Origin of the sequence: Kitasatospora sp. HUAS MG31, from assembly GCF_040571325.1 — a bacterium.
Classification (GTDB): Bacteria; Actinomycetota; Actinomycetes; order Streptomycetales; family Streptomycetaceae; genus Kitasatospora; species Kitasatospora camelliae.
Map to the genome: position 1 here is coordinate 1,588,089 of NZ_CP159872.1, position 14,007 is coordinate 1,602,095.

Genomic DNA, 14,007 nt, shown 5'->3' on the forward strand with positions numbered 1-14,007 from the left:
TGCGCGCAGTTCCTGGCCCGCAGCGCTGTCAGGCGTCCTGGGGGCGCTTGAACATCCGGGTGGCGGTGATCTCGCCGTGGATGGTCGGGCCGTCCGGGTCCTGCGGGGCGGGCAGACCGGGGCGCAGGTGCTCCTCCACCGAGATGTACTTGAGGCCGGCCCGGAGGTCGGCGTCGTTCCGCAGGCGGATGACCAGCGGGAACTCCGCCAGCGCGGTGGTGTCGAACAGGCCGGTGGTGTAGATCAGCTGGACGCCGAGGGCATCGGCCACCGCGCGCTGGAGCTCCAGCAGGTAGGTGGCGTTGGCCCGGCCGATCGGGTTGTCCAGGAACAGCGTGCCGGCGTGCCGCAGCTGGGACTGCCCGCGGTCGTTGGCCCGCAGCGCCGCCATGGTGCAGTACAGCGCGATGGCGGCGGTGAGCAGCTGGCCGCCGGAGAACACGTCGGACATCTGGCCGACGCTGACCCGCTCGGCCCGCAGCACCGCGTCCGGCTTGAGGATCTCCACCGAGACCCCCTTGGGGCCGATCGCCGCCGCCACGCCGCGCAGCAGCAGGGACATGCCGTCCCGCCGCAGGTCGGAGTTCTTCTTCACGGCGGCGCGGGTGGCCTCGTCGATCACCTCGCCGAGGCGCTCGACCAGCAGCGCGTGGTCCGGGTCCTCGAAGCGGATCCGCAGGAACTCCTGGCCGGACCACTCGCCCAGGCCCTCCGGGAGGCGGGAGAGCCGCTGGGCGGCGCGCAGGGTGGCCAGCGAGCTCTCCACCAGGCCGCGCAGGCGGTCGACGATGGAGCTGCGGTTGCGCTCCAGCTGGGCCAGCTCGTCGGTGAGCACCCGCAGCCGGGGGGCGAAGGCGGCGGCCCAGGCGGCGGCGTGGTCGGGCAGCGCGGAGGCGGGCAGCTCGCGGATCTGCTGGCGGGCCGGGGTGCGGACGGCCTCGTAGCGGGCCGCGTTGGCGTGCCGGACCAGCGCGTCGGCGGCGTCACGGACGGCGAGTTCGGCGCCGGTCAGCTCGGTGGCGGCGCTCCGCATACCGCGACGGGTGTCGGCGACCGCGGTGCGGGCGTCCGCGAGGCTGCCGAGGTACGGCTCCTCGGGCTGCTCCGGCTCCTCCGGCTGGTCGCGCAGGCTGTCACGGAGCTGGCCGGCCAGCTCCTCGAAGGCCCCGGCGGCGGACTGCGCCGACTCCAGGGCGCGCTGCAGCTCGGCGTGCTCGGTACGGGCCAGGTCCACCCGCTCGCGGCGCTCGGCGAGCAGGCCGGTGGCGGTGCGCAGCAGGGCCTGGGCGTGCTCGGTGTCGGCGGGGAGGAGGTCCTCGGGCAGCTCGGTGTGGACGTCGCCGGAGGCGGGGGCGGAGCGCTCGGCCTCGCCGCGGAGCCGTCCGAGCTGCTCGCTGGCGGTGGCGGAGCGGGCCTCGATGGTGGCGACCAGCTCCTCGGCGCGGGCGGCGGCGGCCTGGCGGGCAGGGCCGTCGGCGCCGTCCGGGCTGGCCAGCAGCTCCTCGGCGCGGGAGCGGACCTTGTTGGTGAGCCGGTCCAGCTCGGCGGCGGCCGCGGCCTCGTCGCCCTCGGCGCGGGCCTGCTCGGCGCGCAGGTCGGCACCGACGCCGACCTTCTCGTACAGCTGGGCGGCGGCCCGGTACGCCTCGCGCAGGGCGGGCAGCGAGGACGGCGGGGCGTCCGCCGCGGACGCGGCCGGCTCGACGGTGTCCACGCCGGAGAGCTCGGCGCGCTCGGCACGCAGGGTGCGGACGGTGCGGCGGGCGTCGTCCGCGGCGCGCTGGGCGGCGCGGCGGTCCTCGTCGCAGGTCCGGGCGCGCTCGGCGCAGGCGGTCTGGCGGCGCTCGCACTCGGCGGCGTCCTCGGCCAGCTCGCGCTGGCGGCGGGTCCAGTTGGCGCGCTCGCGGAGCCGGAACGCGAGGCCGGCCAGGGCGTCCGCGCGGCGGCGGGTGCGCTGGGCGGTCTCCCGGCACTCCTCGTGCCGGGCGGCGGCGGTGGCGTGGTCGGCCTCCGCCTCCGTGTGGTCGGCGCGCAGGGTGGCGAGCTGGGCGGCGGCGGCCTCGGCCTGCTCACCGGCGGCGGCGCAGGCCTCGGCGAGCTCGGCCAGGGTGCCGGGCGGGCAGCTGGCGTGCCAGGAGGCCAGCCGGGCGGCGAGGGCGCGGTCGTGGCCGAGCCGGGCGGCGAGCTCGCGGATGTGCTCCTCGCGGGCGGTGGCGCGGGCGCGCAGCTCGCGGCGCTCGTCGTCGGCGGCGCGCTCGTCGTGCATGGCCGGGTTCGGCGGCACCAGGAAGAACGGGGGCTCGGCCTCGATCGGGGCGATCAGCGCGGCGGCGGTGCCGACGGCCACGGTGGAGCGCGGCAGCAGGGCGGCGGCGGCCAGCGCCTCGCGGGCACGGTCCAGGCTGGACGGGTCGGTGACCACCACGCCGTCGACCAGCTCGGGGCGGGCGGCGAGGATCGCGTCGTGGTCCACCGGGTCGACGGACTGGGCGAGGTAGCGCCAGCCGGGCAGCGCGGGGATGCCGTGCTCGCCGAGGTACTCGACGGTGGCCAGCACGTCCGGGCCCGGCGGGAGCAGGCCGCCGTCACCGAGGGCGGCGAGGATCCGGGAGTCGTCGGCGGCGGCCGTCCGCAGGTCGAACAGGGTGCGCTCGGCGGTGGCCACGGCGTGGTCGAGCTGCTCGCGCAGGCCCTCGGCGTTGGCGTCGAGCAACTGGGGGGTGAGGTAGCCCTCGGACTCGTCGGCGCCCTCCTGGTACGGGCTGAGCGCGAGCAGCTCGGCCAGCCGGGGCTCGGCGGCGAGCTGGGCGGCGGTGCGGCGCTCGGCGGCCAGGGCGCGCTCGGCGGCGGTGCGGGCGTCGGTGGCGCGGGCGGCGGCCAGTTCGGCGCGGGCCTCGGCGCCGGCGGCCTCGCGGACCCGGGCGGCGGACTGCTCGGCGACCGTCCTGGCCTGCTCCAGGGCGGCGCCGGCGGCCTTCTCCGCGTCCGCGGCGTACAGGGCGGCCCGGGCCGGGTCGGGCTCGTCCGTGCCCGCCTCGATCCAGCCGGCCTCGACGGCGGCCTGGGTCTCCTGCTCGACCTCCTCCAGGCGCTGGCGCAGGTGGTCGGCCTCGCTGCGGGCCTTCTGGGCGGCGGTGGCGGCGGCGGTCGCCTCGGTGTGGGCGGCCGAGCCGTCCTCCTGCAGCTCGCCGGCGCGCAGCTCCTCCTGGTCGGCGCGGGTCTCGGCGGCGGTGGCGGCCGCCTCCAGGGCGCGGGCCAGGGCCCCGGCGGCCTGGGCGCGGGCGGCGAGTGCGGGGGCGGCGTCCAGCTCGGCCTCGCGGATCGCGGCGGCGACCCGGGTCACCCGGTCGGCGGCGGCGCGCTGGCGCAGCACCGCCTCGGCGGCCTGCCAGGCGGAGTGCAGCGTGCGCGCCTCGATCAGCTCGCGGCGGAGGGCGGCGGCCTCGGCGGTGGCGGCGGCCAGGCCGAGGGTGGCGTGCCGGTGGGTGAGCTCGGAGACGATCAGGGAGTGCCGGGCGCGGTCCGTCTCGGCGGCGGTGACGGCGCCCGCGGCGGAGGCGACCTCGACGGCCAGGTCGTGGACCCGGTCCCGTTCGGCGGCGGCGCGGGCGGTCAGGGTGTGGGCGAGCCGGCGGGTGCGGCGCTCGGCGGCGCGGTGCGTCTCGCGGACCGTCTCCCGGGCGGCGGTGGCGTCGACGATCCGCTGCAGCAGGTCGACCGAGCCGGCGGTGAAGTCCCGCTCGGCGGTGAGCTCGGAGCGGCGCCCCAGCTTGGCCGCGAAGCCGTGCACCAGGTCGGCCAGGCCGTCGGTGTCGCGGGTGTCGGTGACGGCGCGCAGCAGCAGGTCGGTGAAGTCGGAGTCGTTCTTGACCGCGAACAGGCCGGCGGCCTCGCCCTCGTCCGCGTTCATCTCGCGCTGGTAGCGGAACAGCTCCGGATCCAGGCCGAGTTCGCCGAGGTGCTCGTTCCACCGGTCGTGGATCTCCTCGAAGGTGACCTCGAGGTACGGGTGTGCCTTCGCCGCCTCGGTGACCGCGTCGCGGAAGCCCTTCATGGTGCGGCGGCGGCCGCGGGCCTTCTGGTCGCCGGCCAGACTGGCCCGCTCGGACACCGGCAGCGAGTCCAGGGTCAGGCCGGGGCCGGGCCGGAAGGAGTACCAGAGCTCGGCGAACTTCCGCGGGTCGGAGCTGACCTGGCGGCCGCGCCACTCGCTGACCTTGCCCACCACGATCAGCTCGCCGGTGACCGTGTGCTGCCACTCCAGCGCGACGTGGCCGCAGTCGTCCGCCAGCAGGAACTTGCGCAGCACGCCGGAGCTCGCGCCGCCCAGGGTGTTGCGGTGGCCGGGGAGCATCACCGAGAAGATCAGCTTCAGCAGGACGGACTTGCCGCCGCCGTTCTCCAGGAACAGCACGCCCGCCGGGGCGGGACGGCGCTGCGGGCCCTCCGGCTCCTCGCCGAACAGCCCGATCTGCCGCGGCCGCGGCTCCGCCACCGGCTCGCCCACACCGCGCAGGTCGAGCACCGTGTCGGCGTAGCGGGCGCCGGCCGGTCCGATCGAGTAGAGGCGGACCCGGTTGAGCTCGTACATGGGGGGCGGTACTCCAGTGCTGAGGGTGGGTCAGGAGGGGCGGGTGGTGGGGGCCGGGCGGCGGGGCTCGGGCGGGCGGTTTGGCGGGTGGGTGGGTGCCGGTGGGTCAGAGCTGGTGGAACGGGAGGCCCGCGTCGGCGACCAGCTCGTCGGTGTGGTCGGCCGGAAGCAGGGTGGCCGTCCCGTCGGTCACCGGGACCACCCCGAGCTCGGTCAGCTCGGCCATCGCGGCGCTGCCGGCCAGGTCGCGGACCTGGAGCTGGTAGCGGGCGGTGGTGCGGTAGGTGCCGCCGGCGTCGTCCGAGGTCTTCTGCAGGAAGCCCGAGTCCACCAGGAACAGCACCGCCTTGGAGACGATGCCGATGGTGGAACCGGACAGCCGGCGGGCGTCCTTGGTGGCGCCGGTGGCACTGCGGCGGGACCATACCCGCCACGCCGCCTCCAGGCCGGGCGCGTCGCTGGCGGGGTCGGTGTTCGCCCCCTCCGCCTCCGCCCGCTCCTCCAGCCGTCGGCACGCCTGGCGGACGAACGCGTCCACGCCGTTGACGGTCACCCTTCCGAGGTAACCGTCGTCCGCGAGGTCCTCCGGACGGGGGAAGGCCAGCGCGGCGACGGCCAGGTGGGCCAGGCCGTGCAGGAAGCGGTCGGCGGACTCGGAGGCGGCGCGACGCGAGTAGTCGCCCATCCGGACCGCGAACACCGAGTCCTCGGCCGCCGCGACGGCCATCCCCGCACGCGGGGACACCTCCAGCACCACCAGGCCCATGCCGGTGGCCACGGCGTCGGCGAGCCGGGAGAACGGCGGGTCCTCGCGGTAGCGACGGACCAGCTCCGCGTACTCCGCGTCGCGACTGGGGAGCAGCTTCGCCTGGAGGCCGAAGGAGACCAGGCGGGCGGCCTCGGTCACATCGGCCGGGGTCAGCGGGGCGGGGGCGGAGGGCTCGGTGTCGGGGGCCCACGCCGCGTCGTGGTGGATCGTCACGGGCTGGGCTCCTCAAGGGGGTTGGACAGAGATCGGTGGTGGCGAACCATCGGGGTCGACCGGGGCAACCGGCAAACCCCGAGGGGCGCGTGGGGGCACCTCCCAGCCTGGCGGCTGGGAGGTGCCCCCACGCGCCCCTGAAGAACGGGTACAGCCGGGTGCATCAGGTGGCCTCCTTGCGGGCGGCGGCCATGCCGGCGGCGTCGAGGAGGGCGCTGCCGACGATGAGGTCGGCGCCGCCGAATTCGTGGTCGTCGAGGCGGGTGCCGTCGTCGACGGCGAAGAGCAGCCGCTCCTCGCCCTGGCGGTAGGCGGTGCCGACCGGCGGGCTGGCGGCGTGCACGGCGAGCAGGGCGACCAGGTACGGGAGGTCCGGGTCCTGGCGGCGGGCGTCGGCGAGGAGGCCGGAGAGGCGCCGGGGTGCGTCGGTGGGGAGGTCGAGCAGGTCGAGGGCGGCTTCGAGCTGCTGCTCGGAGAAGCGGCTGTCGTCGGGGGTGGCGACCAGGTCCGGTTCGGGGAGCTCCGCGCCGAGGTGCTCGCGCTCGACGGGCGGGGTGAGCAGCAGGTCGACGAGGTCGGCGACCCGGACGGCGACCGGCGTCCGCAGGCCGGTGCCGCGGGCGAAGAAGGCGTCGGTGGGCCGGGTTGCCCGGTCGACCGGCAGGGCGAGGACGGGGGCGAGCAGGTGCCCGTAGAGGTCGATGCCGCTGCGGGCGGTGGGGGCGGCGAAGGCCTGCCGGTCCTGCTCGGCGCGGAACAGCGGGCCGGCTTCGAGCAGGCGGGTCTGCAGCTGGGTGTGGCGGCGGATGCAGTCCTTGACGATGTCGACCAGCTCGGCGGCGCGGCGCTTGTGCTCGGCGTCGACGCTCTCGTCCCGGGCCTTGCGGATGTTGGTGAGGATGGCGTTCTCGTGCCGGTACCGGTCGGCGATGTGGTCGAGGGCCTCGTCGATGAGGTCGGGGATGGTCTCCATCCAGTCGACGGCGCGGACGTTCCGCCGGGTGGCCTCCAGGGCGCGGCGGAGGGTCTCGGCGTACTGGACGGTGCGGTACCGGGCCTGCTCGGCGGCGAGCTGGGCGTCGGCGAGGCGGCCGCGCCGGATCAGCACCTCCAGCTTGACCTCGGCGGCGATCTGGGCCGAGGTGACGTCGGTGTCGAGGGCGCCGACCAGGACGTTCACGGCCTCGTCGGTGGTGCGCAGGTAGACCCCGCCGTCCGGGCCGGGGACCTCCTCGATGAGCTTGAAGTCGTAGTCGCGGCGGACGTACGCGCCGTCGGCGCCGAAGGTGCCGTAGACGGCGCGGAAGCCGCGGTCGACGCTGCCGACGTTGATCAGAGACTCCAGCACCCAGCGGGCGACCCGCTCGTGCTCGGCGCCGGCGCGGCCGGGATTCTGCGCGGCGATCCGGGGCTGCAGGCGGCCCAGCACTATGTCCCGGTCGGCGCCGGTGTCGAAGTCCATGTTGAGGGTGACCAGGTCGATGGCGGCGAGGCCGATCTCCGCCATCGTGTACGAGCTGTACTCGCCGGCGAGGTTCACCTTGCGGCTGTCGAGGTCGTGCAGCGGAGCGGTGCAGGCCAGCGCCTTGAGCCGGCGGGCGAGCCCCTCGTCGGCGGCCGGGCCGGGTGCGGGCCGGGAGGGCTGATCTGCGATGGCGGTCACGGTGGACAAGGTTAGAGGTTCGCACTGACAGGCCCGAAATGCGGCTTTCGCACCCCGGTCGAACACGGTGTTGAACGTGTTCAATTTCAGGTCTAGAGTCGTCCCGCCGGACCCGGATCCCCCGGGCCCGCACCGCGTACTCCTGGGGGTTTGCCATGTCCGAGACCCGTCGGCGGATCGACCGCTGGCTGTGGATCTTCATCGTCTGCCTGGTGCTGAGCGGCCTCACCGCCTTCCCGCTGGAGTCCGAGACCCGCTGGCTGGCGGACGCGGTCCACGGCAGCGGGCTGGGCGGGCGGCTGCCGGGGCTGGCGGACTGGACGGTCCGGGTCCGGGACGGGCTGGCGGAGACCAACGAGCGGTATCCCTTCCTCGCGTACGGCACCGACTGGCTCGCCTTCGCGCACCTGGTGATCGCCACCGCGTTCTGGGGGCCGCTGCGGGACCCGGTGCGCAACGTCTGGGTGATCCGCTGGGCGGTGATCGCCTGCGCCGGGGTGATCCCGCTGGCCCTGATCTGCGGGCCGCTCCGGGGCATCCCGCTGTACTGGCGATTCGTCGACATGTCGTTCGGCGTGGTCGGTGTGGTCCCGCTGCTGATCGTGCTGCGCGGCATCCGGCGGCTGGAGTCCCTCCAGGCCGCGGAGCGGCCGGACAGGCCCTGAACCCCGACCCGCGCTCGGCCGCCCGGGCGACACCTCCGACGGGACGGCCGGGGCAGCCGCGGCCCGGCGGTCTGGTAGAACCGGGCGAGGCGCCGCCGGTGGGCCACGGACCGTGCCGATCAGGCCCTACGATCACTCCCGGACGGCTGGGCGGGAGACGGACAGCCGGCAGGAAGGCGGGCGAGCGTGGCCGACACGGTGATCGATCTCAATGCGGACCTCGGCGAGGGGTTCGGACGCTGGACGCTGACCGACGACGAGGCACTGCTCTCCGTGGTGACCAGTGCCAACGTCGCCTGCGGCTTCCACGCCGGGGATCCGACCACGATGCGCCGGGTCTGCGCGCTCGCCGCCGAGCGCGGGGTGCGGATCGGCGCCCAGGTCTCCTACCGCGACCTCGCCGGCTTCGGCCGCCGCGCGATGGAGGTGCCGCCCGAGGAGCTGGCCGACGAGATCGCGTACCAGATCGGCGCCCTGCAGGTGTTCGCCCGCGCGGCCGGCTCCCGGGTCTCGTACGTCAAGCCGCACGGCGCCCTCTACAACCGGGTGGTGGGCGACAACGAGCAGGCCGAGGCGGTGGTCTCCGGGGTGCTGCGGGCCGGGGCGGTCTGCGACGGGCCGCTGCCCGTGCTCGGCCTGCCCGGCTCGCGGCTGCTGGCGGTGGCCGAGGGCGTCGGACTCCCGGTGGTCGCCGAGGCGTTCGCCGACCGGGCGTACACCTGGGCCGGCACCCTGATCCCCCGGCGCGACCCGGAGGCCGTGGTGCACGACCCGGAGGCGGTGATCGCCCGCGCGGTGGGCATCGCCCGGGACGGCGCGGTCACCGCGGTCGGCGGTGAACCGGTGGCCGTCGAGGCCCGCTCGCTCTGCGTCCACGGCGACACCCCGGGCGCCGCGCAGCTGGCCTGGCGGGTGCGGGGCGCGCTGGCCTCCGCCGGCGTCCGGGTGGAGGCGTTCGTCTGATGGCCGGGCGGGGGCGGGGTGCGGCGGAGCCGGACGGCACCGGTCTGACCCTGCGGCCGGTCGGCGAGGACGCGCTGCTGCTGGGCGTGGACGCCCCGGAACGGGTGGCCGCCCTGTACGCCTTGCTGCTGGACCGGCGGGCCGAGCTGCCGGCGATCACCGAGATCGTCCCCGCCGCGGCGACCGTGCTGCTGGACGGGGTCGCCGACCGGGCCGCCCTGGTACGCGCCCTGCGCGACTGGACGGTTCCCGAACACCCCCCGCCCGACGGCCCGTCGGTGGTCGTCCCGACCGTGTACGACGGCTCGGACCTGGCCGAGGTGGCCGGGATGTGGGGCGTCTCCCCCGAGGCCGCCGTCCGGATCCACACCGAGCCAAAGTACCGGGTGGCCTTCTGCGGGTTCGCCCCCGGCTTCGGGTACCTGACCGGGCTGGCCGAGCGGTACGAGGTACCCCGGCGGTCCACTCCGCGCAGCGCCGTCCCGGCCGGTTCGGTGGCCCTCGCCGGGCCGTTCACCGGGGTCTACCCGCGCTCCTCCCCTGGCGGCTGGCAGCTGCTCGGGCGGACGGCGCTGGCCCTGTGGGACACCGGACGGGAGCCCGCCGCGCTGCTGGCGCCCGGGACGCGGGTGAGGTTCACGGCGGTGGCGGAGGCGGACCTCGGGGACGCCGGGCGCGCGGGCGGGGTGAGCGGTGGCTGAACTGGTGGTGGTGCGGAGCGGGCCGCTGACGACCGTTCAGGACCTGGGGCGGCGCGGGGTCGCGCACCTCGGGGTGCCCCGGGCCGGGGCGCTGGACGAGCCGGCGCTGCGGGCGGCGAACCGGCTGGTCGGCAACGATCCCGGCGCGGCCGCCCTGGAGACCACGCTCGGCGGGGTGGCCGTGCGGGCGACGGCGCCGGTGCTGGTCGCGGTGGCCGGGGCCCCGGCGCCGGTCCGGGTGGCGGGCCGGCCGGCCGGGTTCGGGACGGCGGTCCGGGTGCCGGCCGGCGCGGTGCTGGAGGTCGGTCCGGCCACCCACGGGGTCCGCGGCTACCTGGCGGTGGCGGGCGGCGTCGCCGTACCGCCGGTGCTGGGCAGCCGGTCGGCCGACCTGCTGTCGGGGCTGGGGCCGGCGCCGCTGGCGGTGGGGGACGTCCTGCCGGTCGGCGACCCGGTGCCGGGCGCCGCCGCGGCGGAGTGGGTGCCGCTGGCGGCGCCGCCCGAGGTGCTGGTGCTGCGGCTGCTGCTCGGGCCGCACGCGGACTGGTTCCGGGCCGTGGACCGGCTCGCCCGCGCGGTGTACCGGGTGGCGCCGGCCAGCAACCGGGTGGCGCTGCGGACCGAGGGGATCCCGCTGGAGCGCGTGCGACCGGGTGAACTCCCCAGCGAGGGCATGGTCCTGGGCGCGGTCCAGGTCCCGCCGGACGGCCGCCCGGTGGTCTTCCTCGCCGACCACCCCACCACCGGCGGCTACCCGGTGGTGGGCGTCGTCCCCCGCGCCGACCTCCCGGCCGCGGCCCAGGCCCGCCCGGGCACCCCGGTCCGCTTCACCCTCCACCGGACGTAGGGGCGTTCGGCGCTCCTGGGCGGGTCCGGCCACGCGCACCCGGCGGGAACGGCCGGACTCCCCCTACTGCGCCAGGTAGCCGCCGTCGACGGGGAGGACGGCACCGGTGATGAAGGAGGCCTCGTCGGAGGCGAGGAAGAGGATGGCCCGGGCGACCTCGGAGGGCTCGCCGAGGCGTCCCATGGGGTGCTGCTTGAGGACGGCCTCCAGGTACGCGGGGCCGCCGGGCTCGTCAGGGAGGGCGCGGACGCGGTCGGTGCGGATGGTGCCCGGGGCGACCGCGTTGACCCGGATGCCGCGGGACGCCCATTCCACGGCCAGGTGCTTGGTCAGGCCGGTGGCCACGAACTTGGCCGGCCCGTACACCGCCTGGCCGGACTGGCCGGCGAGGCCGGAGATGGAGGAGAGGCAGACGATGGAGCCGCCGGTGCCCGCCCCGGTCATCGACTCGATGGCGTACTTGCAGGTCAGGAACATCCCGCGGCCGTCCACGGCCATCACCCGGTCCCAGTCCTCCGGGGTGGCCTCCAGGACGGTGTGCAGCGGCAGGATCCCGGCGTTGGCGACCAGGACGTCGATCCGGCCGTAGGCGTCCACGGCGGCGCCCACCATGGTGCGGGCGTCGGCCGGGTCCGCGACGTCGCCGACCACGGACCGGACCTCGGCGCCGGCCCCGGCGAGGGCCGACCGCAGCTCCTCGAGCGGCCCCTCGTCCACGTCGGTGACCACCAGCCGGGCGCCCTCGGCGGCGAACAGTTCCGCCGTGGCCCGGCCGATGCCCCGGGCCGCGCCCGTCACCACCGCCGCCTTGCCCGCCAGCCGTCCGCCCATGTCCGCCGCCGCCTTCCGTCACCGATCCCGGCCGTCCGGGAGCGATCCTGACAGAGGTTCAGGCCGTGCGCGGTGGCGAAACGCCCGTCAGCGGCGGGCCCGGTGGCGGCGGGTCGCTTCGGCGGCGGCGGTGAGGAGGAGCGCCAGGGCGGTGGAGAGCAGCAGGCCGCGGACGGGGTGGCCGTCGGCGGCGGCGGCGCCGAGCAGGCCGATGGCGGTGCTGGTGAGCGCCCAGAGGGCGGCACCGAGGGCGTCGAGGGCGAGGAACCGGCGCAGCGGGAAGCGGAGGGCGCCGGTGGCGAGGCCGGCGGCGGCGCGGCCGCCGGGGAGGTAGCGGGCGGTGAGCAGGAGGGTGGCGGCGTGCCGTTCGACCATGCGGCGGCCCCAGGCGTAGCGGCGACGGCCGGCTTCGCCGCGCAGCAGGGCGGCGACCGCGGCCGGTCCGAGCCGCCGGCCGAGGGCGTGGCCGAGGCAGTCGCCGCCGAAGGCTCCGGCGGCGGCGACGAGGACCAGCAGGGCGAGCCGCGGCGGGTCCGGGCCGACCAGGACGGCCACGGTGACGACGGTGGCCTCGCTGGGCATCAGCGGGACCAGGGCGTCCAGCCCCGCCACCACCAGAACGATCGCCCACAGCCACGGGGAGTCGATCCGTGACCGCAGCAACTCCGCCAGCTGGTCGAGAAGTCGGAGGGCCTCAGGCATGGACCGGCAGCCGGGTGCCGCAGACCGACGCCCGGGCCTCGGCCGCCAGTTCGCGGCGGTCGGTGCCGCGCAGCGGCGGGTGGACGGCGACCCGGACCGTGAGGCCGCGGGCGGCGGCCACCCGTCTCAGCGAGGTGGCGAAGCCCTCGTCGCCGAGGAAGGCGGCCACGGCGGTGGGCAACCCCTCCTGCCGGTAGTCGACGGTGACCGGACGGACCGGTGCGCCGGCGTCGATCGCCGCCTGGAAGACGGCGCGGCGGAACCGGCCGCCGGTTGGCGTGCACCAGGTGGTGGCCTGCGGGAAGACCGTCACCGACTGCCCGGAGCGCAGCACCTCGGACAACTCGGCGACCACCTCCGGCAGTTGGCGGAAGCCTTCACGGTCGATGAACCGGGTGCCCATTCGGCGGGCCAGGGTGCCCACCACCGGCCAGCCGCCGACCTCGCGCTTGGCGAGGGGGGTGACGGGTTCGACCGCGAGCAGGGCGATCACGTCCAGCCAGGAGATGTGGTTGGCGACGACCAGGGTTCCGGCGCCGTGGGGGTTCGGGAGGCTGAGGGGTTCGGGTCCGGTCTCCAGCCGGATGCCGAGGGCGTCGAGGACGCCGCGGGCCCGGGCCCGCAGGTGCACCGGGTCGCCGATCCGTTCGCCCTCGGCCAGTCCGCCGGCGAGGGTGCGGGCGAGGGCGGCGCAGCGGCCCAGGGCGCGGACCGCCGGGACGCGGGGGACGGGATGGGCGGCGCAGCGCGGGGCGCAGCCCGCATCGACGGCCCAGGGGTTCACCGGGTGTCGCCGAGGAAGTAACGGCGGTAGCGGTCGCCCAGCCGGTCCAGGTCGAGCAGGACGAAGAAGTCGGCGACGTCGAACTCCGGGTCGTACGCGGGCGCGCCGCACATCCAGGAGCCGAGCCGGAGGTAGCCGCGGAGCAGCGGCGGGAGGTCGGCGTAGCCGGGGCGGGTTTCGCTCGGGCCGGCGGGGTTCCACGGGCGGCGCGGGTGGACCCGCAGCTCGGGCGGGGAGGCGTGCTTGGAGGTGCCGAGCAGCCAGGCGCTGGTGGCGGCGCGACCGCCGTCGGCCAGCGGGACGGAGGCGCAGCCGGCCAGGTAGCGGTGGCCGGAGAGCAGGACGTAGCGGGCCATGGCCGACCACATGAGGTTGATGACGGCGCCGGAGCGGTGGTCGGGGTGGACGCAGGAGCGGCCGGCCTCGATCATCTCCGGGCGCAGCCCGTCCAGGGCCCGCAGGTCGAACTCCCCGTCGGAGTAGGACTTCTCGGCCCGGCCGGGGGGCACCAGGCGGTAGGTGCCGACCACCTCGCCGGTGGTGGTGTCGGTGACCACCAGGTGGTCGGCGATCTCGTCGTACTCGTCCACGTCGTGGCCGGGGATCGGGGTGTGGAGGGTGGCGCCCATCTCCTCGCCGAAGACCCGGTACCGCAGCCGCTGGGCGGCGCGGATCTGCTCCCGGGTGTCGGCTATGGCGGCGACGTACGAGCTGATGTCGGTGGAGGCGGTGGTCGTCGAGAGCATGAGTGTGCCGTTCTCCCATTCAGTGAGCGCCGGAAAGGAGCACGTGGCGGCCGACGGACGTGTCCGGCGGTTGGAGTATCGGCGCGGCGGGTGTTCCCCGGGTGAATGCCGCACGAAGCGGGGCCGAAGCCCGAAGGCCGGTCCCGCCACCGCCGGCGACGGGTGGGCCGGGGCGGGCCGGTGGCGTCCTGCGGTACGGGAGGGAGCGGCTCGGCCCGCCTACGGCTCGACGGTCACCCGTTCCCGCAGCAGGTCGACGGCGACCACCCGGACGGTCACCACCCGGCCGGCCGGGGTCCCGTCCACGGCGTCGCCGTCCAGGGGGCGGACCAGGTCGCCGGGCAGCCCGTCCAGGTCGGCCTCGCCAGGGCCTGCGGCGGGACGGTGAGCGGGCACGGTCCGATAACCCGGTCTTGACCGGATGGACAGTTCCCCGTCACCTTGGGCGTCTATCCTCCAGCTGCGCCGGACGGTGCTGAGCGCCGTTGCGCGTCGTGGCCGGGTGTCGGCGTGCCATGCCCCCCATCACCAC

12 protein-coding genes are annotated in these 14,007 nt (G+C 76.4%); 4 read left to right on the forward strand and 8 right to left on the reverse strand.

Annotation, left to right across the window (positions count from 1 at the left end):
• Positions 1-28 precede the first annotated feature (28 nt).
• From ABWK59_RS07500 to ABWK59_RS07510, 3 genes are all read right to left on the reverse strand, one after another.
• The gene (locus ABWK59_RS07500) at positions 29-4,591 is read right to left on the reverse strand and encodes a hypothetical protein (protein WP_354638954.1); all 4,563 of its coding nucleotides are present in this window, start codon (positions 4,589-4,591) and stop codon (positions 29-31) included.
• A 106-nt stretch (positions 4,592-4,697) separates the two neighbouring features.
• Complete coding sequence (locus tag ABWK59_RS07505) at positions 4,698-5,573, reverse strand: hypothetical protein (protein ID WP_354638956.1); 876 nt, start codon at positions 5,571-5,573, stop codon at positions 4,698-4,700.
• Between the two features lie 163 nt (positions 5,574-5,736).
• Complete coding sequence (locus tag ABWK59_RS07510; protein ID WP_354638957.1) at positions 5,737-7,236, reverse strand: hypothetical protein; 1,500 nt, start codon at positions 7,234-7,236, stop codon at positions 5,737-5,739.
• Between the two features lie 155 nt (positions 7,237-7,391).
• On the opposite strand from ABWK59_RS07510, the gene ABWK59_RS07515 reads away from it, so the two are divergent.
• The 4 genes from ABWK59_RS07515 to ABWK59_RS07530 all read left to right on the forward strand — a co-directional run bounded on the left by ABWK59_RS07515 (position 7,392) and on the right by ABWK59_RS07530 (position 10,412).
• On the forward strand, positions 7,392-7,901 hold the full coding sequence (locus ABWK59_RS07515) for a hypothetical protein (RefSeq protein ID WP_354638959.1): 510 nt from the start codon (positions 7,392-7,394) through the stop codon (positions 7,899-7,901).
• 186 nt (positions 7,902-8,087) lie between these two features.
• Entirely contained in the window at positions 8,088-8,864 is a 777-nt protein-coding gene (locus ABWK59_RS07520; protein ID WP_354638961.1) for a LamB/YcsF family protein, read from the forward strand.
• Positions 8,864-9,565 (forward strand): 5-oxoprolinase subunit PxpB, encoded by a 702-nt coding sequence (pxpB, locus tag ABWK59_RS07525; RefSeq protein ID WP_354638963.1) that lies wholly within the window; start codon positions 8,864-8,866, stop codon positions 9,563-9,565. Before ABWK59_RS07520 ends, pxpB begins: the two co-directional genes overlap by 1 nt.
• Positions 9,558-10,412: a biotin-dependent carboxyltransferase family protein gene (locus tag ABWK59_RS07530; RefSeq protein WP_354638965.1), complete on the forward strand. Its 855-nt coding sequence runs from the start codon at positions 9,558-9,560 to the stop codon at positions 10,410-10,412. Before pxpB ends, ABWK59_RS07530 begins: the two co-directional genes overlap by 8 nt.
• Positions 10,413-10,475: 63 nt before the next feature.
• Here the strand turns inward: ABWK59_RS07530 and ABWK59_RS07535 are convergent, their stop codons facing one another.
• The 5 genes from ABWK59_RS07535 to ABWK59_RS07555 form a co-directional block, all read right to left on the reverse strand.
• Complete coding sequence (locus tag ABWK59_RS07535; RefSeq protein WP_354638966.1) at positions 10,476-11,243, reverse strand: SDR family NAD(P)-dependent oxidoreductase; 768 nt, start codon at positions 11,241-11,243, stop codon at positions 10,476-10,478.
• Between the two features lie 87 nt (positions 11,244-11,330).
• Complete coding sequence (locus tag ABWK59_RS07540; protein ID WP_354638967.1) at positions 11,331-11,945, reverse strand: VTT domain-containing protein; 615 nt, start codon at positions 11,943-11,945, stop codon at positions 11,331-11,333.
• On the reverse strand, positions 11,938-12,729 hold the full coding sequence (locus ABWK59_RS07545) for a lysophospholipid acyltransferase family protein (protein WP_354638969.1): 792 nt from the start codon (positions 12,727-12,729) through the stop codon (positions 11,938-11,940). The genes ABWK59_RS07540 and ABWK59_RS07545 overlap by 8 nt, the downstream gene beginning before the upstream one ends.
• On the reverse strand, positions 12,726-13,475 hold the full coding sequence (locus tag ABWK59_RS07550; protein ID WP_354638970.1) for a GNAT family N-acetyltransferase: 750 nt from the start codon (positions 13,473-13,475) through the stop codon (positions 12,726-12,728). Before ABWK59_RS07550 ends, ABWK59_RS07545 begins: the two co-directional genes overlap by 4 nt.
• Positions 13,476-13,694: 219 nt before the next feature.
• Positions 13,695-13,871, reverse strand: a complete 177-nt coding sequence (locus ABWK59_RS07555; protein WP_354638972.1) for a hypothetical protein — start codon at positions 13,869-13,871, stop codon at positions 13,695-13,697.
• Between the last annotated feature and the right edge of the window lie 136 nt (positions 13,872-14,007).

Bases quoted from the DNA above. Each gene is read 5' to 3' on its own strand.
- ABWK59_RS07515 (WP_354638959.1), top strand. From the start codon at position 7,392: ATGTCCGAGACCCGTCGGCGGATCGACCGCTGGCTGTGGATCTTCATC.
- ABWK59_RS07540 (WP_354638967.1), bottom strand. From the start codon at position 11,945: ATGCCTGAGGCCCTCCGACTTCTCGACCAGCTGGCGGAGTTGCTGCGG.
- ABWK59_RS07500 (WP_354638954.1), bottom strand. From the start codon at position 4,591: ATGTACGAGCTCAACCGGGTCCGCCTCTACTCGATCGGACCGGCCGGC.
- pxpB (WP_354638963.1), top strand. From the start codon at position 8,864: ATGGCCGGGCGGGGGCGGGGTGCGGCGGAGCCGGACGGCACCGGTCTG.
- ABWK59_RS07550 (WP_354638970.1), bottom strand. From the start codon at position 13,475: ATGCTCTCGACGACCACCGCCTCCACCGACATCAGCTCGTACGTCGCC.
- ABWK59_RS07535 (WP_354638966.1), bottom strand. From the start codon at position 11,243: ATGGGCGGACGGCTGGCGGGCAAGGCGGCGGTGGTGACGGGCGCGGCC.